The organism is Paractinoplanes abujensis, from assembly GCF_014204895.1.
In the GTDB taxonomy this organism is placed as follows: Bacteria; Actinomycetota; Actinomycetes; order Mycobacteriales; family Micromonosporaceae; genus Actinoplanes; species Actinoplanes abujensis.
In genome coordinates, this window is the sequence record NZ_JACHMF010000001.1 from 5,917,803 (window position 1) to 5,940,076 (window position 22,274).

17 protein-coding genes are annotated in these 22,274 nt (G+C 70.6%); 6 read left to right on the forward strand and 11 right to left on the reverse strand.

What is annotated here, in order from left to right; genetic code table 11:
* Positions 1–74: 74 nt before the first annotated feature.
* The gene (locus tag BKA14_RS26960) at positions 75–830 is read left to right on the forward strand and encodes a M23 family metallopeptidase (protein WP_239093533.1); all 756 of its coding nucleotides are present in this window, start codon (positions 75–77) and stop codon (positions 828–830) included.
* On the opposite strand, the gene pcrA is transcribed toward BKA14_RS26960, so the two are convergent.
* Positions 827–3,241: a DNA helicase PcrA gene (pcrA, locus tag BKA14_RS26965; RefSeq protein WP_184953637.1), complete on the reverse strand. Its 2,415-nt coding sequence runs from the start codon at positions 3,239–3,241 to the stop codon at positions 827–829. The two genes, BKA14_RS26960 and pcrA, sit on opposite strands and share 4 nt — an antisense overlap.
* 135 nt (positions 3,242–3,376) lie before the next feature.
* Between pcrA and BKA14_RS26970 the strand changes: the two genes are divergently transcribed.
* Together BKA14_RS26970 and BKA14_RS26975 are read left to right on the forward strand one after the other, a co-directional pair.
* Entirely contained in the window at positions 3,377–5,236 is a 1,860-nt protein-coding gene (locus BKA14_RS26970; RefSeq protein ID WP_184953638.1) for a bifunctional metallophosphatase/5'-nucleotidase, read from the forward strand.
* 225 nt (positions 5,237–5,461) lie between these two features.
* Positions 5,462–5,752: a chorismate mutase gene (locus tag BKA14_RS26975; RefSeq protein ID WP_184953639.1), complete on the forward strand. Its 291-nt coding sequence runs from the start codon at positions 5,462–5,464 to the stop codon at positions 5,750–5,752.
* Here the strand turns inward: BKA14_RS26975 and BKA14_RS26980 are convergent.
* From BKA14_RS26980 to BKA14_RS27015, 8 genes are all read right to left on the reverse strand, one after another.
* Entirely contained in the window at positions 5,749–8,892 is a 3,144-nt protein-coding gene (locus BKA14_RS26980; protein ID WP_184953640.1) for an NACHT domain-containing protein, read from the reverse strand. The two genes, BKA14_RS26975 and BKA14_RS26980, sit on opposite strands and share 4 nt — an antisense overlap.
* A gap of 31 nt (positions 8,893–8,923) precedes the next feature.
* Positions 8,924–9,895, reverse strand: a complete 972-nt coding sequence (locus BKA14_RS26985) for an ABC transporter ATP-binding protein (protein WP_184953641.1) — start codon at positions 9,893–9,895, stop codon at positions 8,924–8,926.
* Entirely contained in the window at positions 9,888–10,871 is a 984-nt protein-coding gene (locus BKA14_RS26990; RefSeq protein ID WP_184953642.1) for an ABC transporter ATP-binding protein, read from the reverse strand. The genes BKA14_RS26985 and BKA14_RS26990 overlap by 8 nt, the downstream gene beginning before the upstream one ends.
* 7 nt (positions 10,872–10,878) lie before the next feature.
* Positions 10,879–11,772 (reverse strand): ABC transporter permease, encoded by an 894-nt coding sequence (locus BKA14_RS26995; RefSeq protein ID WP_184953643.1) that lies wholly within the window; start codon positions 11,770–11,772, stop codon positions 10,879–10,881.
* Positions 11,765–12,691: an ABC transporter permease gene (locus tag BKA14_RS27000; RefSeq protein WP_184953644.1), complete on the reverse strand. Its 927-nt coding sequence runs from the start codon at positions 12,689–12,691 to the stop codon at positions 11,765–11,767. The genes BKA14_RS26995 and BKA14_RS27000 overlap by 8 nt, the downstream gene beginning before the upstream one ends.
* On the reverse strand, positions 12,692–14,326 hold the full coding sequence (locus tag BKA14_RS27005; protein ID WP_184953645.1) for a peptide ABC transporter substrate-binding protein: 1,635 nt from the start codon (positions 14,324–14,326) through the stop codon (positions 12,692–12,694).
* 214 nt (positions 14,327–14,540) lie between these two features.
* Positions 14,541–15,209 carry a response regulator gene (locus tag BKA14_RS27010; protein ID WP_184953646.1) on the reverse strand — a complete coding sequence of 223 codons (669 nt, stop codon included), beginning with the start codon at positions 15,207–15,209 and terminating at the stop codon, positions 14,541–14,543.
* Positions 15,206–16,495 (reverse strand): ATP-binding protein, encoded by a 1,290-nt coding sequence (locus tag BKA14_RS27015; RefSeq protein ID WP_438861907.1) that lies wholly within the window; start codon positions 16,493–16,495, stop codon positions 15,206–15,208. Before BKA14_RS27015 ends, BKA14_RS27010 begins: the two co-directional genes overlap by 4 nt.
* A 120-nt stretch (positions 16,496–16,615) precedes the next feature.
* Between BKA14_RS27015 and BKA14_RS27020 the strand changes: the two genes are divergently transcribed.
* Genes BKA14_RS27020 through BKA14_RS27030 form a run of 3 tightly spaced genes read left to right on the forward strand, consistent with a single transcriptional unit; the run spans position 16,616 to position 19,888 of the window.
* A complete protein-coding gene (locus BKA14_RS27020; RefSeq protein ID WP_184953647.1) occupies positions 16,616–18,265 on the forward strand; it encodes a PspC domain-containing protein in 1,650 nt (549 codons plus the stop codon).
* Positions 18,262–18,633: a hypothetical protein gene (locus BKA14_RS27025; RefSeq protein WP_184953648.1), complete on the forward strand. Its 372-nt coding sequence runs from the start codon at positions 18,262–18,264 to the stop codon at positions 18,631–18,633. Before BKA14_RS27020 ends, BKA14_RS27025 begins: the two co-directional genes overlap by 4 nt.
* Positions 18,634–18,643: 10 nt before the next feature.
* Positions 18,644–19,888 (forward strand): phosphatidylserine decarboxylase, encoded by a 1,245-nt coding sequence (locus BKA14_RS27030; protein ID WP_184953649.1) that lies wholly within the window; start codon positions 18,644–18,646, stop codon positions 19,886–19,888.
* Here BKA14_RS27030 and BKA14_RS27035 read toward each other — a convergent pair.
* Complete coding sequence (locus BKA14_RS27035) at positions 19,885–21,120, reverse strand: HEAT repeat domain-containing protein (protein ID WP_184953650.1); 1,236 nt, start codon at positions 21,118–21,120, stop codon at positions 19,885–19,887. The two genes, BKA14_RS27030 and BKA14_RS27035, sit on opposite strands and share 4 nt — an antisense overlap.
* Positions 21,121–21,192: 72 nt before the next feature.
* A complete protein-coding gene (locus BKA14_RS27040; RefSeq protein WP_184953651.1) occupies positions 21,193–22,047 on the reverse strand; it encodes a CDP-alcohol phosphatidyltransferase family protein in 855 nt (284 codons plus the stop codon).
* Between the last annotated feature and the right edge of the window lie 227 nt (positions 22,048–22,274).

The following is a 22,274-nucleotide window of genomic DNA, read 5'->3' on the forward strand; positions in this document are numbered from 1 at the left end:
TCCTCTTCACGAATCCTGCAGGCAGGCCGACAAGCACATGTCGGTGCTCATATCTGCCTGGGAGGTCGTGCCGCGTGGCGCTTCAAGACGAGACCCGTGCCGCCGGTCGTCACCGCCGGGCCCAGGTCCGCCGCCACCGGGCGCCCCTCGCCTTCCTCACCGGTGACCGGGGCCGGGCCACGCTGCTGACCGCCGCCCTCGGCGCCGCGCTGGCCACCGGGATCGCCGGTGGCACCGCCGCAGCCGCCGCCGACAAACAGGCCGTACCGGTGGCCGGCGTCGCGCCCGGAGAGTCGCTCACGGTCGCCGACCCGGTCGTCGACACCGGGCCGTGGAAGCCGCCGGCCGAGGGCGAGGCCGCCGGCGTCCGCCGCAAGCTCAAGCCGCGCGTCGTCGTGACCAAGGCGCCCGTCGTCGTCCCGGCCTGGGTCAACCCCAACCCGGCGGGCCGCGTCACGTCGTGCTTCGGTCCGCGCTGGGGCCGGCTGCACGCGGGCGTCGACATCGCCGGACCGGACGGCTCGCCGATCCTCGCCGCCGGAGCGGGTGTCGTGGTGCGCGCGGGCGCAGCCCAGGGCTACGGCAACGCCGTGCTCATCGACCACGGCCACGGCTACCTCACCCACTACGGGCACATGTCGGCGATCGCCGTGCACGAGGGGCAGCGGGTCGAGGCCGGCCAGCAGATCGGCGACGAGGGCTCGACCGGTCACTCCACCGGGCCGCACCTGCACTTCGAGGTGCACCTCGGCTTCTACAAGAACCCGATCGAGCCGGTGCGCTGGCTGCACGAGCGCGGCGTCACCCTGGACGGCTGTTCGCTGTCCTAGATCTTCTCGATCGGCGCGTGCCGCAGGATCAGCCACATCACCTGGTCGCCGAAGTCGATCTGGGCCCGCGCGCCGGGGCCCTGCCCCTCGACCGTGACCACCCGGCCCAAGCCGTACCGCTGGTGGTTGACCCGGTCGCCCGCCGACACCTTGGGCGCCTGCGGCAGCTCGCTGGCCGTCGACAACTTGCTGGCGTCGATGCCGAGCCGGCTCGCGAGCTGTTGTGCCTTCGGCGTGCCGCCGGAGAAGCCCCCGCCGCGATAACGGTCTCCCCCGCCGCGGCCGCCGACGCCACCACCCGTGCCCGACCAGGACGTGTAGTTGCCGGCCGTACGCTCCCAGCGGATCAGCTCGGGCGGCAGCTCATCGGTGAAGCGTGAGGGCGGGTTGTACTGCGGCTGGCCCCACGCGCCGCGGGTGACCGCGCGGGACAAGTAGAGCCGCTGCCGGGCCCGGGTGATGCCCACGTAGGCCAGGCGGCGCTCCTCCTCGAGCTCGTTGTTGTCGCCGAGCGCGCGGGTGTGCGGGAAGACGCCGTCCTCCAGGCCGGTCAGGAAGACGACCGGGAACTCCAGGCCCTTGGCCGTGTGCAGCGTCATCAGCGTGACCACGCCCTGGTGGTCGGGGTCGTCGTCGGGCAGCTGGTCGGCGTCGGCGACCAGCGCGACCTGCTCCAGGAAGCCGGCGAGGGTGGCCGCCGGGGCCTCCTCGTCCTCGTCGGCCTGGGCCTCGACGCGCTCGGTGTACTCGCGGGCCACGCTGACCAGCTCCTGCAGGTTTTCCACGCGGCCCTGGTCTTGCGGGTCGAGGCTCTCCTCCAGCTCGGAGAGCAGGCCCGAACGCTGCAGCACCATCTCCAGCACCTCTTCGGGCGGTGACGTCGCGGCGGCCGTGCGCAGGTCGTCGAGCAGTTGCACGAAATCGGCGATGCTGTTGGCCGAACGGGCGGCGATGCCGGGCGCGTCCTTCGCGTGCCGCAGGGCCTGACCGAACGAGATGCGGTCGCGGTTGGAGAGTGCCTCGACACACGCCTCGGCCCGGTCGCCGATGCCGCGCTTGGGGGTGTTGAGCACCCGGCGGATGCTCACCGTGTCGTCGTCGTTGACCACCGCGCGCAGGTAGGCCAGCGCGTCGCGGACCTCCTTGCGCTCGTAGAACCGGACGCCGCCGACCACCTTGTAGGGCAGGCCGACGCGGATGAACACCTCTTCGAAGACCCGCGACTGCGCATTGGTGCGGTAGAAGACGGCCACGTCACCCGGGCGGATCTCCCCCCGGTCGGTCAGCCGGTCGATCTCGCGGGCCACCCAGTCGGCCTCGGCGTGCTCGGTGTCGGCGACGTAACCCACGATCTGCTCGCCCGCGCCCTGGTCGCTCCAGAGCCGCTTCGGCTTGCGCGACGTGTTGCGGTCGATCACCGCGTTGGCCGCCGACAGGATCGTCTGGGTCGAGCGGTAGTTCTGCTCGAGCAGGATCGTGCGGGCGTCGGGATAGTCGCGCTCGAACTCGAGAATGTTGCGGATCGTGGCGCCACGGAACGCGTAGATCGACTGGTCGGCGTCGCCCACCACGCACAGCTCGGCCGGCCCGACGTCGCCCCCCTGCGTCCCGACCAGCTCCTTGACCAGCATGTACTGCGCGTGGTTGGTGTCCTGGTATTCGTCGACCATCACGTGGCGGAACCGGCGACGATAGGTCTCGGCGACGTGGGGATGCGACTGGAACAGGTGGACCGTGGTCATGATGATGTCGTCGAAGTCGAGCGCGTGCGCCTCCCGGAGGCGGCGCTGATACAGCTCGTACGCCTCGGCGACCGCCCGCTCGGCCGGACCCTTGGCCTTCTCCTTGAACTCCTCGGGCTCGACCAGCTCGTTCTTCAGGTTGGAGACCTGGGCGGCCAGGCCGCGCGCGGAATACCGCTTCGGGTCGAGGTCGAGCTCGCGGATCACCAGCGTCATGAGGCGGCGCGAGTCGTCGGCGTCGTAGATCGAGAAGCTGCTCTTGAGACCGGCGTGCTCGTGCTCGGCGCGCAGGATGCGCACGCACGCCGAGTGGAACGTCGACACCCACATGAGCCGGGCCCGGGGGCCGACGAGCTGGGCCACCCGCTCCTTCATCTCGCCGGCGGCCTTGTTGGTGAACGTGATCGCGATGATCTGGCCCGGATGCACGTCGCGCGCGGCGAGCAGGTAGGCGATGCGATGCGTGAGCACACGGGTCTTGCCCGAGCCGGCGCCGGCCACGATCAGCAGCGGCGAACCGGCGTGGGTGACGGCGTCGCGCTGAGGGCCGTTCAGCCCCGTGAGCAGCGCTTCCGGGTCGAGCCGCGGCCTGCGCGGCGCCGTCTGCTCGGGCCGCGTGGACGGCACAGCGAACAGGGCGTTGTCGTGGGTCTCAGAAGAAGGTCGCATCGCGGGGTGAAGTCTATGCCGACCCCCCGACAAGAATTCGTCGCCTTGTTGACCCTGCGGCGCTAGCGCTCACGCGCATCGATACACCACTCTGTCGTAGTTGACTTCACAACATTGATCGGGAGACCGAACATCATGGACCGTCCCCGCTTCCGCGGCCGGGCCGCGCTGCGTCACCTCGCCGCGCCCGCGCTCGCGCTCGCCGTCGTCGCGGCGCTGCCGCTGACCCGTCCCGCGGACACCCCGGCCGCCGCGGCCCCGCCGCCCGAGTTCCAGTCCGTCAGCGTCAACTACGGGCTGCCCTCCGGCGCGACCGTCAAGGGCCAGTTCCTGAGCTACAACGACTTCCACGGCGCGATCGACCCGCCCGCCGGCAGCGGCGCGGTCGTCAACGCGTCCGGCACGTCGACGCCCGCCGGCGGTGTCGAATACCTGGCCACCTACCTCAAGCAGCTGCGGGCCCAGGCCAAGACCGAGGGCCGCTCCACGCTGACCGTCGGCGCGGGCGACCTCATCGGCGCGACCCCGCTGGTCAGCGCCGCGTTCCACGACGAGCCGACGATCGAGCTCATGAACCAGATCGGCCTGCAGGTCAGCTCGGTCGGCAACCACGAGTTCGACGAGGGCGTCGACGAGCTGCTCCGGCTGCAGCGCGGCGGGTGCCACCCGGTCGACGGCTGCCAGGACGGCGACGGCTTCGGCGGGGCCAAGTTCACGTACCTCGCGGCGAACACGATCGACAACCGGACGAAGCTGCCGATTCTCCCGCCCATCGACATCAAGCTGGTCAACGGCGTGCCGGTCGGCTTCGTGGGCATGACGCTGGAAGGCACGGCCGGCATCGTCAACCCCGCCGGCATCAAGAACGTGCACTTCACCGACGAGATCACGACAGCCAACAAGTGGGGCAACCTGCTCAAGCTGTTCGGCGTGAAAGCCCAGGTGCTGCTCGTGCACGAGGGCGGCTCGCAGGCCACGGCCACGCCGACCCCGGGCGTGTCGGACTGCACCGGCTTCAGCGGACCCATCGTGCCGATCGTGGCCGGGCTCAACCCCGAGTTCGGGCTGGTCGTCTCGGGTCACACGCACCGGTTCTACTCGTGCACCCTGCCCAACAAGAACGGCAAGTCAGTGGTCACCAGCGCCGGCACCAACGGCCAGCTGATCACCGACATCGACTACGCGGTCGACCGGCGTACGGGACGCTTCTCCGAGATCACCGCGAAGAACGTGATCGTCGAGAACGGCGTGCCCGACGGCAACGGCGGCTGGCAGAAGGACGCCAACGGCGTGTACCTCAAGAACCCGGCCACCGTCGACGCGGCCGCCAAGAAGATCGCCGACAAGTACCGTACGGCGGTGGCACCCATCGCCAACCGGGTGGTGGGACGCATCACCGCCGACATCACCCGTACGGCGACCCCGGCCGGCGAGAGCCCGCTCGGCGACGTGATCGCGGACGCCCAGCTGGCCCGGACGACAGGCGACGGCGCCCAGATCGCGCTGATGAACCCGGGTGGCATCCGGGCCGACTTCGACGCCGAGGCGTCCGCCGGGGGCGAGGCCAACGGCGAGGTCACGTACGGGGAAGCCTTCACGGTCCAGCCGTTCAACAACCTCGTGGTCACCCAGACCTTCACCGGGGCGCAGCTCAAGGCCGTGCTGGAACAGCAGTTCGCCGGTCACAACGGGCAGACCACCACCAAGATGCTGCAGGTGTCGAACGGCTTCACCTACACCTGGAGCGCCTCCGCCGCCCTCGGCTCGAAGGTCTCGAACCTGGCCCTCAACGGGACGCCGATCGACCCCGCCGCCTCGTACCGGTTGACGACGAACGACTTCCTGGCCAACGGCGGCGACGGCTTCTCCGCGCTGACCGCCGGAACGGGCCGGACCACCGCACCCGGTTTCGACATCGACGCCCTGGTGGCCTACCTGGGCGCCGGCGCACCGGTCGCGCCCGGCCCGGCCAACCGGATCACCACCGTCGGTTAGTTTCGCCGTCCCACGGATCGGGCGGTTTTCTTGCGAAGCCGCTCGTGCCGGGGGCATACTCGGCCTCGTGATCCAGCAGACGCGATTTTTCTATGGCACCGGGAGTCCCGCTGCCGTAGCTAGCGTCTGAACGACAGACCTACATCGAGCCCCGGGCCTTCCCGCCCGGGGCTCGATGCTGCCCGGGCCGGGTCGACCGGGGCGCCAGCACCCGAGGAGCACGACATGACCGCCGACGTGATGGACCAGAACACCGGCGCGGGCGAGCCGCTGGCCGCCGACGAGATCCGCGCCATGCGCGAACGGATCGACGAGATCGACCAGGCCATCATCGACCTGTGGCTGGAACGCGCCCGCCTCTCGCAAACCGTCGGGAAGACCCGCATGGCCAGCGGCGGCACCCGTCTGGTGCTTTCACGCGAGCGCGAGATCGTGGAGCGCTTCCGCGAGGCCCTGGGCGCCGACGGGGCGCAGGTCGCCCTGATGATCCTTCGCGCCGGCCGCGGCCCCCTCTAGGCGAACAACTCCTCGGGGAACGGCACACCGAGTATCTCGAACTCCTGCCGCAGCAAGTCACGAAAGCGCTGCTGGCCAGGATTGACTTTGGTGTGCCCACCGATCCGGTCGTAGACGGCGCGGATCAGCTCGGGGTCGCTGTTGCGCCGGTGACAGATGGCCAGGATTCGCGCCGGCCCGTCAGCGAATTCGGTCATATAGCTGCGCGAGAAGGCGTTCGTCTGCTGCGCGGCCTCGAGCAGCACGTTCAACACAGTGCGCGGCTCGATGCGGTGGGCGTCTCCTTCGAGTAGGCGCATGACAACGGCGCTCTCGGCGTCAATGCCTGAGCTGAGAGCAGCTTGATAGGTGTTGGACAGGTGCCGCGCCTCGGGACCGTCATCGCGAGACGCGAAGAGCACCTCCATGATCACTTCGAGATTTGTGCCTGCTGAGGCGGCGTCGTGGATCGTCATGAGCGGCGCCAACCGCAGAAACGGGGCCGCGCTGTGGGCGAGCACTTTCGGTAGGCCGATGTCGGCTCGGAAAGCCGCCATCCGCAACGACCCGCCCAGATAGGTCCCCGGTTCGGCGGTGACGTCTCGAAAAATGGGTTCCGGCCGGATCGATTCGGCAGACGCGTCGGACCGATATGGCACCGACTGCCACAGACTGACGCTCGATCCGTCGTCGAGGGCGAGTGTCGCTCGTTCGTCGGGACTTCTGCTGTGCACCAGGCGCATCGTGGTCCAGAGGCTTTGCCAGGCGTCGCCGGACAGCTGGCTCTCCCACAGGAGCGCCTGCGCCCGCCAGGAGACGCCGAGCGACTCGGGATCGACTCCCTCCGAGGGGGACACCAGCACGATCAGCGTCGTGAGGTTGGCGGTGAAGGCCGCTTCCCGTCCGGACGCCGACCGGCGCAACGGCTGATAACCGCCGAGCGACCAGGTCGACGGCGGAAACGCCGCGCCCCGCAGCAGTTCCCGGAGAAGGCTGTCGCAGGCATCCCGCAGCTCAGGAGACAATCGCCCGATCATCGCCCCGCAGAATTCGATCACGGATCGACGGCCGGTGAGCACCGCGAAGGACAGCCAGGCGTAAAGAGGGCCGGCGTCCAACGGGCCGGGGTAAGGCCGCCGGGCCTGGTGCTTGCCTTCCTCGGCCAGGTCGGTCAGCGTGGTCACCACCAGGCGCGCCACCAGGAACTCACCGAAGGTGGCGTGCAGGAACTCGAAACAGCGCTCCGGCTGGTCCACGCCTTCCCGGGCGCGGGATTCGTGCAGGAAGAAGAACCGGCCTACCAGCAACTGTGTCGCGCTCAGCGAACGAGCGCGGTCCGGCCGATCCACCCGGTCGTTTCGCAGCAGTTCCCGGAGGTCGTTTTCCAGCTCGTGTTCGGTGACGACCTGGGCGCCGCGGACGAAGAGAGCCATGGCCACGTACTCCAACCGGCGGAGCTCGCGGGCGATCGCCGCGGCGTCGATCGGGGCCGACGGTTCGCGTTTGGCCAGTTCGCGGTGGGCGAACTCGGCGAACAACCGCTCGTACAGATCGGTCCTGTTCAGGTCGCCGCCCTCGCGCAGATCGTTGTTCCGCGCGTCGTACAGGGCGAGCATCAACAACAGCAACGGCTGCTCAGCCAGCTCGCGATAGCGCAGGGCCACCTCGACCGGCAGCGGCGTAGTCAGTCCCCCTTGGTTGGTGGCCCGCCAGACCGACAGCCAGGTCTCGATCTGCTTGTCGTCGAAGGGATCCAGGCGCAGCACCACACTGCCGTCGGGGACACGCGCCCGGTCGGCCACCACGATGCGCGAGGTGACCAGCACCGCCACCGGACGACCGCGGTCGGCCTCGCGGCGTTGGAAGTCGCGGACCTGTTCCAGGTAGTCGGCCCGGTTGGCCCCCGATGCCTGCAACAACTCGTCGAAGCCGTCCAGCAGCACCACCGGCAGCGCTCCCCCGGCCGACCGCACCAGTTCCGGCCACGGCACCCGCTCGCCGATCGTGTCGTAGACGGCCGCCTCGATCTGGTCCTGGAGCGGGGCGTCGGCGGCGACCGAGCGCAACTCCACCCGCACGGCCAGGTACTCCGAGGGCGGCAGCGTCGCGGCCAGCACGCGGGTCAGCATCGACTTGCCGGATCCTGGCTGCCCCAGCACGACCAGCGGCGCCGCCACAGCGTCCCACCCGGTCAGGTAGCCGGCCAGGAACGCCTGGATCTCGGGGACCTCGGCCGCCTCCGCCCACCACGACTCGGCGGCAACCGGCGATCCCTGCTCGGCGCGACCGGCCCGGGCCCGGGGGTTGACGTAGAGGTCGGCCGTGGCCGGCAAGGTCACCCCGTCCGGCAGGTCACCGACGTCGACAATCGGGCGGCCGAGTTCCCGCCGGTACTGGTCGGCCAGGTCGGCCCGGCAGGCCGCGGCGGCACCGGTCAGTCCGGCCACCATCGCTCGGATGTCGGCGAGACCGGTCGCCAGTTCGCCGCCCACCCGTTCGGTGGTGGCACGGCCGGCGGCGGCGTCGGTCATGGCGGCCCAGATCGCGAACTCCGGCACATCCGCGGCCAGGGACCGATAGGTGATCTCGTACTGCCGGATCGCCGCTTCCACCACTGCGGCCTTGTCCGGGTGGTGAGGCGGCGGGAACGACAGCCCCTCGAGGAATCGGGCCGACGCCGCGGCCAGCATCAAGTAATACGTCTCGAGGTCGGCGCGCAGCTTCTCCGGCGGCACCGCCGCCGAGGGCATCGGCACGGTCGCCTTGGCCAGCACCTCGGCCACCTGGGCGGGAGTCGACTCCGATGTGGAGCGGGCGGCCAGGGCGGCCTGCTCGGACGCCGTGATCCCGGTGTCACCCCAGCACTCGAAGAACGCGTTGACCACCAGCACGGTGTGCGCCGCCACCAATCGTTCCGTGCGGTCGAAGCGGCTGAGCCCGGCCCGGCGCTCGACGAAGGAGCGGAACGCCGACTGTCCCCATTCGACGATCTCGTTGCGCGCCGCCAGCAGGTCGACCGAGCTCAGCGTGGCCAGCGCCGCCGCGCCGGCCGGGATCCCGGCGAGTCGTCCCACGTACGAGAGGAACTTGCTCTCTCCCGCCCCGAGGAAGTGGACGGCATCGGCGTAGGTGAGACCCCGGCGGGACGACGGTCGCAGCATGACCGGGAGTGTGTCACCCGGGTACGACAGATCAGAAGCGGCGCATCACGTCGCGAACCTCGGCGTAGTGGCAGGCGCTCGGGTGCGGCGACCGCTCCCGGATCTCCAGTGTCGGCTCATGTTCGGCACACCCCGGCTGGGCCTTCCAGCAGCGCGTCCGAAAACGGCATCCCGACGGCGGTGCGGCCGGCGACGGCACCTCGCCCGTGAGCATGATGTGGTCGCGGCGGCCGCGCAGCCGGGGGTCGGGCACCGGGACGGCCGACAGCAGCGCCTGCGTGTACGGGTGGGTCGGCTGGTCGTAGATCGCCATGTGGTTGCCGGTCTCGACGATCTTGCCGAGGTACATGACGGCGACCCGGTCGGAGATGTGCCGCACCACCGACAGGTCGTGCGCGATGAAGATGTAGGCGAGCCCGAGATGCCGTTGCAGACCCTCCAGCAGGTTGATCACCTGGGCCTGGATCGACACGTCGAGGGCGGAGACCGGCTCGTCGCACACGATGATCTCGGGACGCAGGGCGAGGGCGCGGGCGATGCCGATGCGCTGGCGCTGGCCGCCGGAGAACTGGTGCGGGTAGCGGTTGAGGTGGTCGGGGTTGAGCCCGACCAGGTCGAGCAGTTCCTGCACGGCGCGCTGCCGGCCGGTGTGCGGCACGGCGTCGGGGTGGATGTCGTACGGCTCGCCGAGGATGTCGCCGACCGTCATGCGCGGGTTGAGCGACGTGTACGGGTCCTGCATCACCATCTGGATGTTGCGCCGGGCCCGCCGCAGGCCGCCGCCGCGCAGCCGGGACAGGTCGTCCCCCCGGACGCGGATCTCGCCGCCGGTCGGTTTCTCCAGCCCGACCAGCAGTTTGGCCAGCGTCGACTTGCCGCAGCCCGATTCCCCGACGACGCCCAGGGTCTCGCCCCGCCGCAGTTGCAGGTCGACCCCGTCCACCGCTCGCACCGCGCCGAAGTGTTTCACCAGTCCACGGGTCTCGAGCACGACGTCAGACACCGAGAACCTCCCGTACGAAGTGACAGCTGGCGATCCGCTGCGGCGCGATCCGGTAGGCGGGCGGCGGTTCGAGCCGGCAGATCTCCCGCGCGTACGCGCACCGGGGGTGGAAGGCGCAGCCGCGCGGGATGTCCGTGAGCGCCGGCGGCAGCCCGCCGATCACGTTGAGCGCCCGGCCTTTGTGGTCGAGCCGCGGGATCGATTCGAGCAGCGCCTTGGTGTAGGCGTGGGCCGGCCGCGCGTAGATGTCGTGTACCGGCGCCTCCTCGACGACCTGCCCGGCATACATGACCGCGATCCGGTCGGCCACGTCGGCCACCACACCCATGTCGTGTGTGATCAGCAGCAGCCCCATGGTGCGTTCGCGCTGCAGTTCGGCCAGCAAGCTCATGATCTGGGCCTGCACGGTGACGTCGAGGGCCGTGGTGGGCTCGTCGGCGATCAGCACGTCGGGGTCGAGGGCCAGCGCCATCGCGATCATGACGCGTTGCCGCATGCCGCCGGAGAACTGGTGCGGGTAGTCGTCGACGCGGCGTCCGGCGTCGGGGATGCGGACCTGGTCGAGCAGGTCGACGGCCCGGCGTTTGGCGTCGCGGCGGCTCAGGCCCCGGTGCACCCGGAACAGTTCGGCCAGCTGGAACCCGACAGTGAAGACCGGATTGAGCGCGCTCAGGGCGTCCTGGAAGATCATCGCGATGTGGTTGGCGCGCATCTTGCGGCGTTCACTCTCGGGCAGCCGCAGCAGGTCGGTACCGCGATAGAGGACCTCGCCGCCGGTCACGTGCGCGGGCGGAGTGTCCAGAATGCCCATGATCGCCTGGGCGGTCACCGACTTGCCGCAGCCCGATTCGCCCAGCACGGCGAGCGTCTCCCCCGGGTGCAGCCGCAGGTTGACGCCGTTGACCGCGCGAGCCACACCTTCCCGCGTACGGAATTCGACGTGCAGATCGCGGACGTCCAACAGGGGGGCGGTCATCGGCGTCTCACCGCAGTTTCGGGTCGAAGGCGTCGCGGACGGCGTCGCCGAGCATGATGAAGGCGAGCACGGTGGCCGCCAGGAACACCGAGGGCCAGACCAGCGGGGCCGCCGCCGTACGGGCGAAGGGTCCGGCCTCCGCGATCGCGATGCCCCAGCTCACGGCGTCACCTTTGAGACCCACGCCGAGGTACGACAGGGTGGCCTCGCCGGCGATGTTGATGCCGAGCAGGATGGTCAGCACGACGATGAACGGGCTGATCGAGTTGGGCAGGATGTGGCGGATCATCAGCCGCCCCGGGCCCGCCCCGAGCATCCGGGCCGCGGCCACGTAGTCCTGGTTCTTCGTGGTCAGCACGGCCGAGCGCAGCACCCGGGCCGCCGTCGTCCAGCCGAGCACCCCGAGCGTCACGGTCACCGCGAGCACGCCGTTGCTGCCGGGGTCGGACGACAGTCGCTTGGCCAGCACGATCGCGCCGAGCAGGAACGGGACGCCCAGCATGACGTCGATGAAGCGGGACAGCAGCGCGTCCAGCCAGCCGCCGAAGTAACCGGCCATGAGCCCGACGATCAGACCGATCACGCCGGCCAGCAGGGTGGCGCCGACCGCGACGAGGATCGAGTCGCGGGCGCCGTACACGGTCTTGGCGTAGACGTCGCAGCCCTGGAAGTCGAAACCGAAGATCGCCGCGCCCGTGGGTCCGGCGTTCTTGCGGGCGAGCAGGCAGTCGCGCGGGTCGGCCGAGGTGAACAGCGACGGCCAGGCCGCCATCACGAGCACGACGACGACCAGCACCGCGGCGATCCAGAAGACCTTGCTCGTCCGCAGGTCGCGCCAGGCGTCACCGGCCAGGCTGCGCGGCTTGCCGGTGGCCCTGGTCACCGCTTCGACCTCACTCATAGCGGATCCTGGGGTCGAGGGCGGCGTACAGCAGGTCGACGACCAGGTTGATCACCAGGAAGACGATCACCAGGACGCTCACGAACCCGACCACGAGCGGTCCGTCCTCGGCCCGGATGCCGCGGAACAGGTTGAAGCCGACGCCGGGGATGTTGAACACGCCCTCGGTGACGATCGCCCCCGACATCAGCACACCGATGTCCACGCCGATCAACGTGACCACCGGGATCAGGGAGTTGCGCAGCACGTGCACCCCGATCACCCGCTTGGGCGCGAGGCCCTTGGCCCGGGCCGTACGCACGTAGTCGGCGCGCAGGTTCTCGGCCACCGACGTACGGGTCACCCGCAGCTCGGTCGCGATCACCAGGCTGCCCAGCACCACGGCGGGCAGCAGCAGCTCGTACAGGCCGGCGTCGCGCCCGGCGGTCGGCGGGAACCAGCCGAGCTGGATGCCGAACACCAGCTGGGCCAGCGGAGCCAGCACCACGATCGGCATGGCCAGCACCAGCAGCGTCAGCACCAGGGTGACGGTGTCGAACACGCCGCCGCGGCGGATGCCCGAGAGCACACCGGCCCCGACGGCGATGATCGCGGCGATGACGATCGCCAGCAGCGCCAGCCGGATGGTGACGGGCCAGGCCTCCGCCAGCAGATCGCCGATCGAGCGGCCGGTCGTCGTCTCGCCGAGGTCGCCGGTGAGCAGGCCCGTCACGTAGTGCCAGTACTGCTGGAAGAAGCCGTCGTCGAGGTGGAAGCGGGCGTCGAGCGCAGCCCGCTGGGTGTCGGTGAGGGGACGGTCGCCGGCCAGCGCCTGGTACGGGTCGTCGACGTACGCGAACATCAGCGCGTAGACGACGAAGGTGGCCCCGAAGAAGGTGACGACCATCTGCAGCAGGCGCCGCACGATGAAGCGGAACATTTAGCTCGCGATGTCGACCGTGTAGATGTCGACCTTCTGGAAGAGGTCCATCGTCACGTCGGTGACCCGTTCCGACCAGCCGAAGACGTTCTGGCCGAACCGCAGCGGGATCACCGGCATGTCCCGGACGAGCTGGTTCTCCGCCTCGTTCCACAGCTGCTCGGCCTGCTTGGTGCTGGTCGCGGCCGAACCCTGACGCACCAGGCTGTCGAACGTGCTGTTCTTGTAGCCGTAGTAGTTCGAGGAGCCGTCGCTGGTGTAGAGCGGGCCGAGGTAGCTCTCCATCAGCGGGTAGTCCATCGTCCAGCCCAGCCGGATCAGGCCGATGTCCTCCCCGGCCCGGGCCCGGCTGACGACGTCGCCCAGCTTGGGCAGGCCGGAACCGGTGCAGTTGATCGCCAGGGACACCTTGATCTGGTTGCACATCGCGTCGATCCAGGCCTTGTGCCCGCCGTCCACGTTGTACGCGATCTTGATGTCTTTCGGGCCGTTGGCCGCGGTGTAAAGCTGCTTGGCCCGGGTCGGGTTGTATTCGCACCACTGGCCGCAGCTGTTGGACCGGGCGCCCTCGATGGCCGGCGACACGAACGAGGTGGCCGGCTTCTCGGAGCCGAGGAAGACCTGGTCGGTCATCTCGTCGCGGTTGATCGCCATGGACAGGGCGCGGCGGATGTTCGGGTCCTTGTATTTGTCGAGATACATCGGGAAGCCGACGAACGAGAAGGCCGAGCTGTCCGTGCGGCCCAGCCGGTCGCCGAGGTCACCGGAGGCGGAGGCGAGGTTCTCGATCGGGATCTTCGTCTCGATGTCGAGGTTGCCCGCGTTGAGGTCGGCGTACTGGGCGCTGAGCTCCTGATAGATCTTCCAGGTGATGCCGTTGACCTTGGGGATCGTGCCCTTGAAGTCGGCTACCTTCTCGACGGTGATCTTCTCGTCGTGCTGCCAGGTGCCCTTCATCTTGAAGGGGCCGTTGCCGATCGGGGCCTCGGCGAACTCCTTGTTGAGCACCCCGTCGCCGGAGAACGCGGCCTTGGGCAGCGGGTAGAAAGCGTCGTAGCCCATGACTGACTGCCAGCCCGCGAACGCCTCGCTGAGGGTCACCGTGAAGGTCAGGTTGTTGATCTTCTTGAGGCCGCGCAGCTTCTTGGCCCGGGGCTCGGGCGCCTTCTCCGGGCCGTCGTCGTCGGGGTCCTTCGACTGCAGGTCGGCGAAGCCGTCGATGCGGCTGAAGAAGTACGACGCGAGCTGACCGTTCGGCCCGTAGGCGCCGTAGTTCCAGGCGTCGAGGTAGTTGTCGGCCACGACCGGCTCGCCGTTGCTGAAGGTGAACCCCGGCTTGAGCCGGACGGTCCAGACCCGGTTCGTCTTGTCATGCGTGATCGACTGGGCCGCCACCAGGTAGGGCTTGTTGGTGGGGTCGAACCGCACGAGCGGGTAGAACAAGGACGCCAGCACCTGCGAGCCACTCGACTCGATGGAGTTCGACGGGATCAGGCTCGAGGGCTCGGCGATGCCGATGCTGATGCTGTTGGGCACAACCTCGGTGTCGTCCGAGTCAGTGCCGCTGCAACCGGCCGCCAGCAGGGCGATGACAGCCGATGCGGCAGCCACCTTCCACGGGCTTTTCCCAGGCATGAGGGGTGTCTCCTTCAGGGGCGCTCACGGGGGTCGTGTGAGACGCCAGCAACTGTGACACAGAGCCAACGACAGCCCGAGCCCTGTTATCAAGCCGATACTAGTCAGCCCTTACCGCAGGGCTTTTTGCGCGGCTCGATTTATGCCTTTGACCTGGGAGAACATCGGTGGGTGCACGGCCCGCGACCCACCGCAGCGATGCGATTCCGGCCGTTCAGACGAGCCGTCGATCAGCCGCCCATCGTGACAATTCGTAACGGTTGCTCATTTGCAGCTTCCGCAGGACGTTCGAGACATGTGTCTCCACCGTCTTGATGGAGATGAAGAGTTCCTTGGCGATTTCCTTGTACGCGTATCCCCGTGCAAGCAGGCGCAGCACCTCGCGCTCGCGGTTGGTGAGCTGGTCGAGCTCGGGGTCGGCGACCGGCACGTCGGGCCGCGAGGCGAAGGCGTCGAGCACGAAGCCGGCCAGCCGGGGGCTGAACACCGCGTCGCCGTCGGCCACCCGGCGGATCGCCGCGGCCAGCTCGTCGGGCGAGATCGTCTTGGTCACGTAGCCCCGGGCGCCCGCCCGGATCAGGCCGATCACGTCCTCGGCGGCGTCGGAGACCGAGAGGGCCAGGAACTTGACGTGGGGGTGGCTGCGGCGCATGGCGTCGAGCACCGCGCGGCCGCCGCCGTCGGGCATGTGCACGTCGAGCAGCACCACGTCGGGCTCGATCGCCGCGATCTTGCTGACCGCTTCGGCCACGGAACTCGCCTCGCCCACCACCTCGACGTGCGCGCCCAGCTCGGCGCGCACGCCGGCCCGGAACATCGCGTGGTCGTCGACCAGGAAGACGGTGAGCCGCCGATCGGTCCCGGTGTCCTGAACCTCCGTCATCGTGCTGCCTCCTTAGCGGCTGCCACGCTCTCCCGGGACGCGGGGAGGGTCAGCCGGACCTCTGTGCCGTCGCCGACGGCGCTGCGGATCTCCGCCTTGCCGCCGTGCCGCTGCATTCGCCCGATGATGGAGCCTCGCACGCCGTGCCGCGACTCCTGCACGCCGGCCATGTCGAAACCGGCGCCGCGGTCGCGCACGAAGACGCTCAGCTCGCTCTCCTCGACCTCGGCGTAGAGCGACACCGTCGACACCCCGGCGTGGCGGGCCGCGTTGACCAGCGCCTCGCGGGCGGCGGCGACCAGGGCGGCCACCCGCTCATCGCACTCGGTGTCGCCCACCACGACGGTCTCCACGCTGATCGCGTACGTGTCCTCGACCTCGGCCGCGGCCTGCTCGAGGGCGGCCGCGAAGCGCTCGGTGGGCGAGGCGGACGGCTTGTAGAGCCAGTTGCGCAGGCTGCGCTCCTGGCCGCGGGCCAGTCGCTGCACCTCTTTGATGTCGGCCGAGTTGCGCTGGATCAGGGCCAGCGTGTGCAGCACCTGATCGTGGATCATGGCGGCCAGCTCGGCCCGCTCCTGCTCGCGGATGCGGCCCTCACGCTCGGCCCGCAGCTGGTTGAACATGCGCCACAGCAGCGGCGCGGCCACGACACCCACCCCGAGCAGGCCGACCAGCGCGAAGATCACACCGTTGACCACGGCGGTCAGGCTGCCCGCGGGGGCGTAGACGGCGACGACACCGATGATGCCCGTGGCCACCAGCACCCCGCCGCCGATGAAGCGGAACAGGAAGAAGCGGCGGTCGCTCTCGGCCACCACCGCGGCCAGCCACGGCTGCTGCGGGACCGCGCCGCCCAGGTGACGGCGGGTGGGGTCGGACTGATGCCAGATGATGCCGGCGCCGACCGCGGTGACCGCGATCAGCCAGCCGGCGGTGCCGGCCACGCTGTCGTCGAAGACGAGCGCCTGCAGCAGCACGACACCGAGGCCGATCGCGCCGAACGGCAGCAGCATGGCCAGGTCGCGGCGCTGCGGCGGATCGGCCGTGACGACCTGCTGCGGGAGCACGGCCCAGAACGCGGCGTAGAGCAGGAGGCCGAGGCCGTTGAAGCCGAGCAGCACCACCAACGCGATGCGCACGACCAGCACGGGAACGCCCAGGTGCTGCGCCAGGCCCGACGCGACGCCCGCGATGACGCGGTGGTCGCGCGGCCGGTACAGCCGGCGTGACGGCGGGTTGACGGCGGTGGTGATGGCCCCTCCTCGGTTGTGTCCTCCGATCGTCACACGTTCTGCCGGCCCGGACCACGGGGAACAACCCCTGGTATCCGGGTGGCAGGATCTCAGGGTGGTCTCAGGGTCGGCGCCCGAGGCGGCTGGGGTGCCCGCGAGGCGAGGATCGGTGTCATGAACGACGAAGCTGCCGAGTCGCGGGGCCCGTCCCGTCCGCCACAGGACGTGCCGGCGTCCGCCGCCGACGCACCCACCCCGCCGGCGACTTCAACGCCGGCTCCCGCCGAGCCGCCGACCGCCGACCTGCGCGCCGAGGCCGTCCCCGACGATCCCGGTCCCGCCACCGAGCCCGGTCCCGCCACCGAGCCCGGTCCCGCCACCGAGCCCGGTCCCGCCACCGAGCCCGGTCCCGCCACCGAGCCCGGTCCCGCCACCGAGCCCGGTCCCGCTACCGAGCCCGGTCCCGGTGCCGGTAATCCGCCGCCGTGGTTCCCGCCGGCCGGTGGCGGTCCCGACGCGGGCCCGTTCTTCTCCCGTGACGCCTTCTCCCGCGACAAGCTGGTGCGCCCCCGCCAGGGCCGTTACGTGGCCGGCGTCTGCGGCGCCCTGGCCCGGGCCACGAACACCGACCCGGTGCTGTGGCGCGTGCTGCTGGCCGTGCTGGGCGTGCTCAGCGGCGTCGGTGTGCTGCTCTACCTGATCGGCTGGCTGGTCATGCCGGCCGAGGGCGACACCGCCTCGCCGATCGAGTCGCTGCTCGGCAAGGGCCGCTCCGGCATGGCCCCGGCCTCGGTGATCCTGCTCGGTGGCGCGGCCGTCCTGACCTTCGCCTTCATCGTCCAGGACGGGGTGCGGGCCAGCCTTCTGGCCTGCGCGGTCATCGTCGGCGCGATCCTGCTGATCAAGCGCAGCGGCAGCGGTCAGCAGCAGCCGGCCGCCTTTCCCGCGCAGGCCCCGCCGGCACCGCCCGGCCCGTTCGAGCCCAGCCCGTTCGAGAAGACGGCCGAGTTCGGCACTGTTCCGCCCCCGCCCGGTCCGCCGCCCGCGGCCGCACCGCCCACGGAGCCGATGACCCCCGCGCCCCCGCCGTACGCCCCGCCCACCAGCGGTTATCGGCCGCCGTTCGCACCCCACGGCCCGTACGCCCGGCCCACCCCGGTCACGTATGCGCCCGGTCGCGTCCCGCCCCCGCCGCCGGCCGCGCCCAAGCCGCCGAAGGTCAAGCGCGAGCGGTCCAAGCTGGGCCGGCTCACGTTCTTCGCCGCGCTCATGGTGATCGGCGTGATCGCCGCTATCGACACGGCCGGCGCGAGCGTCGCCGTCTCGGTGTACTTCGCGGGCGCCCTGGTCACCGTCGCGCTCGGCCTGGTCGTCGGGGCCTGGCTGGGCCGCGCTCGCGGGCTGATCGCGCTGGGCATCCTGCTCTCGATCGGCCTGCTCATCTCGACCGGCACCGAGCGCTGGGGCGCCGAGGTAGGTAACAGCGTCTACCGCCCGGCCTCGGCGGCCGGGGTGGCCGACCGGTACGACTTCACCGCCGGCAGCGCCACGCTCGACCTCCGTCAGGTGAATTTCACCGGCCAGGAGCAGAACGTGGTCGTCACCATGAAGTTCGGGCAGATCCGCGTGCTGCTGCCCGAGAACGTCGACACCACCACGCTGCTCCAGGTGCAGAACGGGAGGGCCGTGGTGTTCGGTCAGAAGTTCGAGGACGGCGAGGTCAGCGCACAGAACTTGATCGACCTCGGGCGCGACGGCGCCGGTGGTGGCACCCTCAACCTGGACCTGCAGATGGACACGGGCAACGTGGAGGTCATCCGATGAAGCCGCACCGCATGGACGGGGTCTCGCTCAGCTTCGGCGTCCTGTTTCTGCTGGTCGCCCTGTGGTGGGCGGTGTCCCGGGTGATCACCATCCACCTGCCCGCGGTGGGCTGGCTGGTGGCCGGCGGCCTGATCGTCTTCGGCGTGATCGGGCTTCTGGGCGCTCTGCGCTCGGCCCGCACCCCGGCCGAGTCGGCTGCGGTCCCGGTCCCGTCCACCGTCGAGCAGCCGGCCGGGCCCGAGCTACCGGGCGACCTGACCCCCGAGATGCACGCGTCCATCGTCCAGGAGCTGATGGACGACGCGGTGGATCGGATCAGCCAGGAGCACCCGACCCTGACCGCGGAGCAGCCCCGCAAGGCGCAATAAACTCGTCGTCATGACTCCGTTCCCCGCCGTGTCCCGTGCACCCATCGTCGGAGTCGGCGCCACGGCCGCCCGCGCCCTCACCGCCGAGTTCGCCCGTCACAACGCGGCCACCACCGCGATCGTGGCGGGCGCCGACCACGCCTCGCCCGTCGTGGCCAGCGCGGTCGAGGCCCTGCTGCCGGGCGACCGTCTCACCCTGGTCGCCGGCGAGCGCAGCACGGCCGACCTGCTGCGTGATCACATCGCCGGGCTGGGCAGCTGGATCGCCGACCGGGTGCAGGTGGTCGAGACGCTCGACGAGGCCGGCCAGGCCGACGTGGTGATCGTCGGCGAGCCGCTCACCGGCACCGCCGCCGACGCGCGTGACCTGCTCGACCGTCTGGGCAAGCACCTGAGCGACGGCGGCGTGGTCACGCTGGCCGTGCCGGCCACCCCGGGCCGCACGGGCGGGGCCGCGGCCGAGCTGTTCCGCCAGAGTGCGCTCTTCGGCGTCGGCTCCGACCTCGTGCTCCGCAACCCGTCACCGCTGCGCGTGCACAAGCTGCGGTTCACCGCGGCCGGCACCGCGGTCGCCGACACGCTGGCCCCGGCCTACCGCCCGTCCAGCGTGCCGGTCACCCGGGGCATGCACATCGACTCCAACGGTGTGGCCGCCGCCGGCATCGCCCTCGGCCTGGCCGCCGTGGCCCGTGTGGCCCGGCCCAAGTCGAAGCTCTGGCTGCTCCCCGCGCTGGCCGCGGCCCCGGTCGCGGCGTTCTTCCGCGACCCCGAGCGCGAGCTGCCGGACGACCCGTCAGCGGTGGTCGCAGCGTCCGACGGCCGGGTGCTGTCGGTCGAACGGATGGCCGACGAGCGGATCGGCCCGGGCGAGTTCCTGCGCATCGCCGTGTTCCTGTCCGTGCTCGACGTGCACGTCAACCGGGTGCCGGTGGCCGGGCGGGTGACCGACTACTTCGTCGAGGACGGCGGCTACGCCAACGCCATGACCGCCGCCGCCGAGCACAACGTAGCGGCGTACACGGTGCTCGACACCGAGCACGGCCCCGTGGGAGTCGTCCAGCGTACGGGCCTGATCGCCCGCCGCATCGTGCAGCGCGTCCCGGTGGGCACGCTGGTCGCCCGGGGCGAACGCATGGGCCTGATCCGCTTCGGTTCCCGCACCGACGTCTACCTGCCCGCCGACCGGGCCGAGGCGCTGGTCAGCGTCAACGACAAGGTCATCGGCGGGGCGTCGGTCATCGCCCGCTGGCTCTAGATCGGAAAGGCGCCGGCCGGGCACCCGACGAGGTCCCGGCCGGCTTCCGTCACAGCGAGGACCCCGTTTCCCCGTACGAGGGTCTCGGGTCCCAGCTCCGACGGTGAGATCGACATCGCGGCGGCCACCGCCAACGCGTCACAGATGCCGGCGTCGTCGTCCGGCCACCGGTCGACCGGCAGCTCCTCGAGGTCGGTGTTGGTGAGCTTTCCCCGCTCGATCGGCAGGCGCTCCCCGATCGGCTCGTCGCCGATGTCCGAGTAGTGCCGGACCAGGATGCCGTTCTCGGCCACGGTCCAGCCTGAGGAACCCGTGTGGTCGTCGTACCAGTACGCCTGGGCCCGGCCGAACCGGGTGCTCAGCCGGCGAAGCCCCTCATGCTCGCTGTCGTCGTCGGCCCAGTGACCGAACACCAGGGTCCAGCCGTCCAGTTGGGGGCTCACGAACACCACCGCCCGGCGCCACTCCTCCCGCACCGAACCGTGGCTGGCCGCCCCCGCCACCGCCCGGCCGAGCCGCATCGTGGCGGGACGGGGCGACGACAGGGCGAGCGCCTCCAGCACCGCGGTCTGATCCCCGGTCGGCAGGGCGAGCCAGCGCCCGTGCGGCTCCTCGCCCTCGATCCGCTCGTCGACCAGCTTCACCCGGATGAGGCGTTCCACCGCCGCCCGGTCCGGCTCGGCCAACGCCTCGAAGCCCCCGATCCCGGCCAGCGCCCGCAGCGCGGCAGCCCGGCGCCGGCCCGGACCGTGCCGGCGTACCCACCGCAGTTCCGAGGCGGCAGCTTGACCGATCTCGCCGAGCGCCCAGACGACCCGCTGACGCACTTCCGCGTCCGGGTCGTCGAGCAACCCGACAAGGGCGGGCACCGCGGGGGCGCCGAACTCTCGGCAGTACTGAATGCCGAGGGCGGCGGTCTCTCGCACCCGGGCGCTCGGGTGGGCCAGCGCGCCCGTGTAGTCGTCGAGAAGATCGACTCCGAAGCCCATGAACGCCCAGCCCAGGCGCCGCGCGACCTCGGGTGTGGCGGCGCTGCCGATAGCCTCGGCCAGCGGGGCGAACGCCAGCCGGCCGAGCTCACGCAAAATCCCGCCGGGGTGGTGCCACTGGACCGGCGACGCCTCGTCGGACAGTTCAGCGATCAGCGGCCCGACCGCCTCCGCGCCGCGGGAGATCAACTCGGCCCGCGCACCGGACCAGTCGGTCGACAGTCGCAATACCACGTCGCGCACGACGCCTGACCATAGTCGGTGGAGCGAACAGGCCGCCCCCGAACGGGGACGGCCTGCCGGAAAACACTGGGATCAAACTCGCTTGGCTCGCATCCACATGATGGGCCCGCTGACCAGGTAGGCCGCGACCAGCATGACGAACGTGAGGCGGGCGTCGACCAGGGCGCCGACCACGGGCAGCAGCCAGAACCAAGCCGGCAGCTTGACCAGGCGCGCGAGTTTGGCGTACGGGAAGCTGGAGACCATCGCGAAGGCGAGCAGCGCCACCCCGCCCAGGATGACCGCGCCGGGCAGTGGCAGGTCGATCAGCACGGTGAGGGCGAGCACGGCCGCGACCAGCGTCGTCGGGACGCCACTGAAGAACGTGCCGTCCTTGGGCGAGACGTTGAAGCGGGCCAGCCGGATCGCGGCGCAGCCGGCGACCAGCATGCAGGCCACCGCGGCGGCCGGGGTGGGCACCGAGTGGGCCAGGGAGGCGTAGACCACCACGGGCGCGGCCAGGCCGAACGAGCACATGTCGGCCAGCGAGTCCATCTGCGCGCCGAACGGGCTCTGCACGCCCAGCTTGCGGGCCAGGGCGCCGTCGACGCCGTCGAAGACCACGCAGGCGACCAGGAAGGCGGCGGCCAGGCGGACCTCGTCGTGCATGGCCAGCACGATGGCCAGCATGCCCAGGGCCAGGCTGGCCAGGGTGCACCCCTGCACGATGGCGAAGCGGACGCGGCGGGCCGCGGTCTGCTCGCCGGGAAGAAGCGACGTGCTCCGGGCTGATTCCTCGACCTCGACGGGCGCCGGGATGGCCAGGTGCGGAACGACGGGCGCCCCGGTGTAGATCACCTCGGCCCGGGTGGCGGTGGCGGCGCGGCCGGTATTGCGGCCACCCACCCGTACCAGGGCCTGCCGCGCGAGACTTCCGCTGCGGCGCAACCGGCCTGCCCAACGACGACCGGCGGGACGGGGGCTATCCGTCGTACGACGCCGGCGCCAAGGGGTTCTCGGCACGTGCTTCCTCCATGGGATCGGTGGGCCACCGTCTGTCGCGGTGGGTTGTGGCCCGGTAGCCCGCCGCACATGCGGAGCCGGGAAAATTGCGGCTTACACCTTCGCATACCCGAACGATGTTGGCGAGCGGTCAATTCCAGCGGCTCGCCCCG

Coding starts and splice junctions, on each gene's coding strand:
- BKA14_RS26975 (WP_184953639.1), top strand. CDS start 5,462: ATGACCGCCGACGTGATGGACCAGAACACCGGCGCGGGCGAGCCGCTG.
- pcrA (WP_184953637.1), bottom strand. CDS start 3,241: ATGCGACCTTCTTCTGAGACCCACGACAACGCCCTGTTCGCTGTGCCG.
- BKA14_RS27025 (WP_184953648.1), top strand. CDS start 18,262: ATGAAGCCGCACCGCATGGACGGGGTCTCGCTCAGCTTCGGCGTCCTG.
- BKA14_RS26990 (WP_184953642.1), bottom strand. CDS start 10,871: ATGACCGCCCCCCTGTTGGACGTCCGCGATCTGCACGTCGAATTCCGT.
- BKA14_RS26980 (WP_184953640.1), bottom strand. CDS start 8,892: ATGCTGCGACCGTCGTCCCGCCGGGGTCTCACCTACGCCGATGCCGTC.
- BKA14_RS27010 (WP_184953646.1), bottom strand. CDS start 15,209: ATGACGGAGGTTCAGGACACCGGGACCGATCGGCGGCTCACCGTCTTC.
- BKA14_RS26995 (WP_184953643.1), bottom strand. CDS start 11,772: ATGAGTGAGGTCGAAGCGGTGACCAGGGCCACCGGCAAGCCGCGCAGC.
- BKA14_RS27005 (WP_184953645.1), bottom strand. CDS start 14,326: ATGCCTGGGAAAAGCCCGTGGAAGGTGGCTGCCGCATCGGCTGTCATC.
- BKA14_RS27020 (WP_184953647.1), top strand. CDS start 16,616: ATGAACGACGAAGCTGCCGAGTCGCGGGGCCCGTCCCGTCCGCCACAG.
- BKA14_RS27030 (WP_184953649.1), top strand. CDS start 18,644: ATGACTCCGTTCCCCGCCGTGTCCCGTGCACCCATCGTCGGAGTCGGC.
- BKA14_RS27000 (WP_184953644.1), bottom strand. CDS start 12,691: ATGTTCCGCTTCATCGTGCGGCGCCTGCTGCAGATGGTCGTCACCTTC.
- BKA14_RS26970 (WP_184953638.1), top strand. CDS start 3,377: ATGGACCGTCCCCGCTTCCGCGGCCGGGCCGCGCTGCGTCACCTCGCC.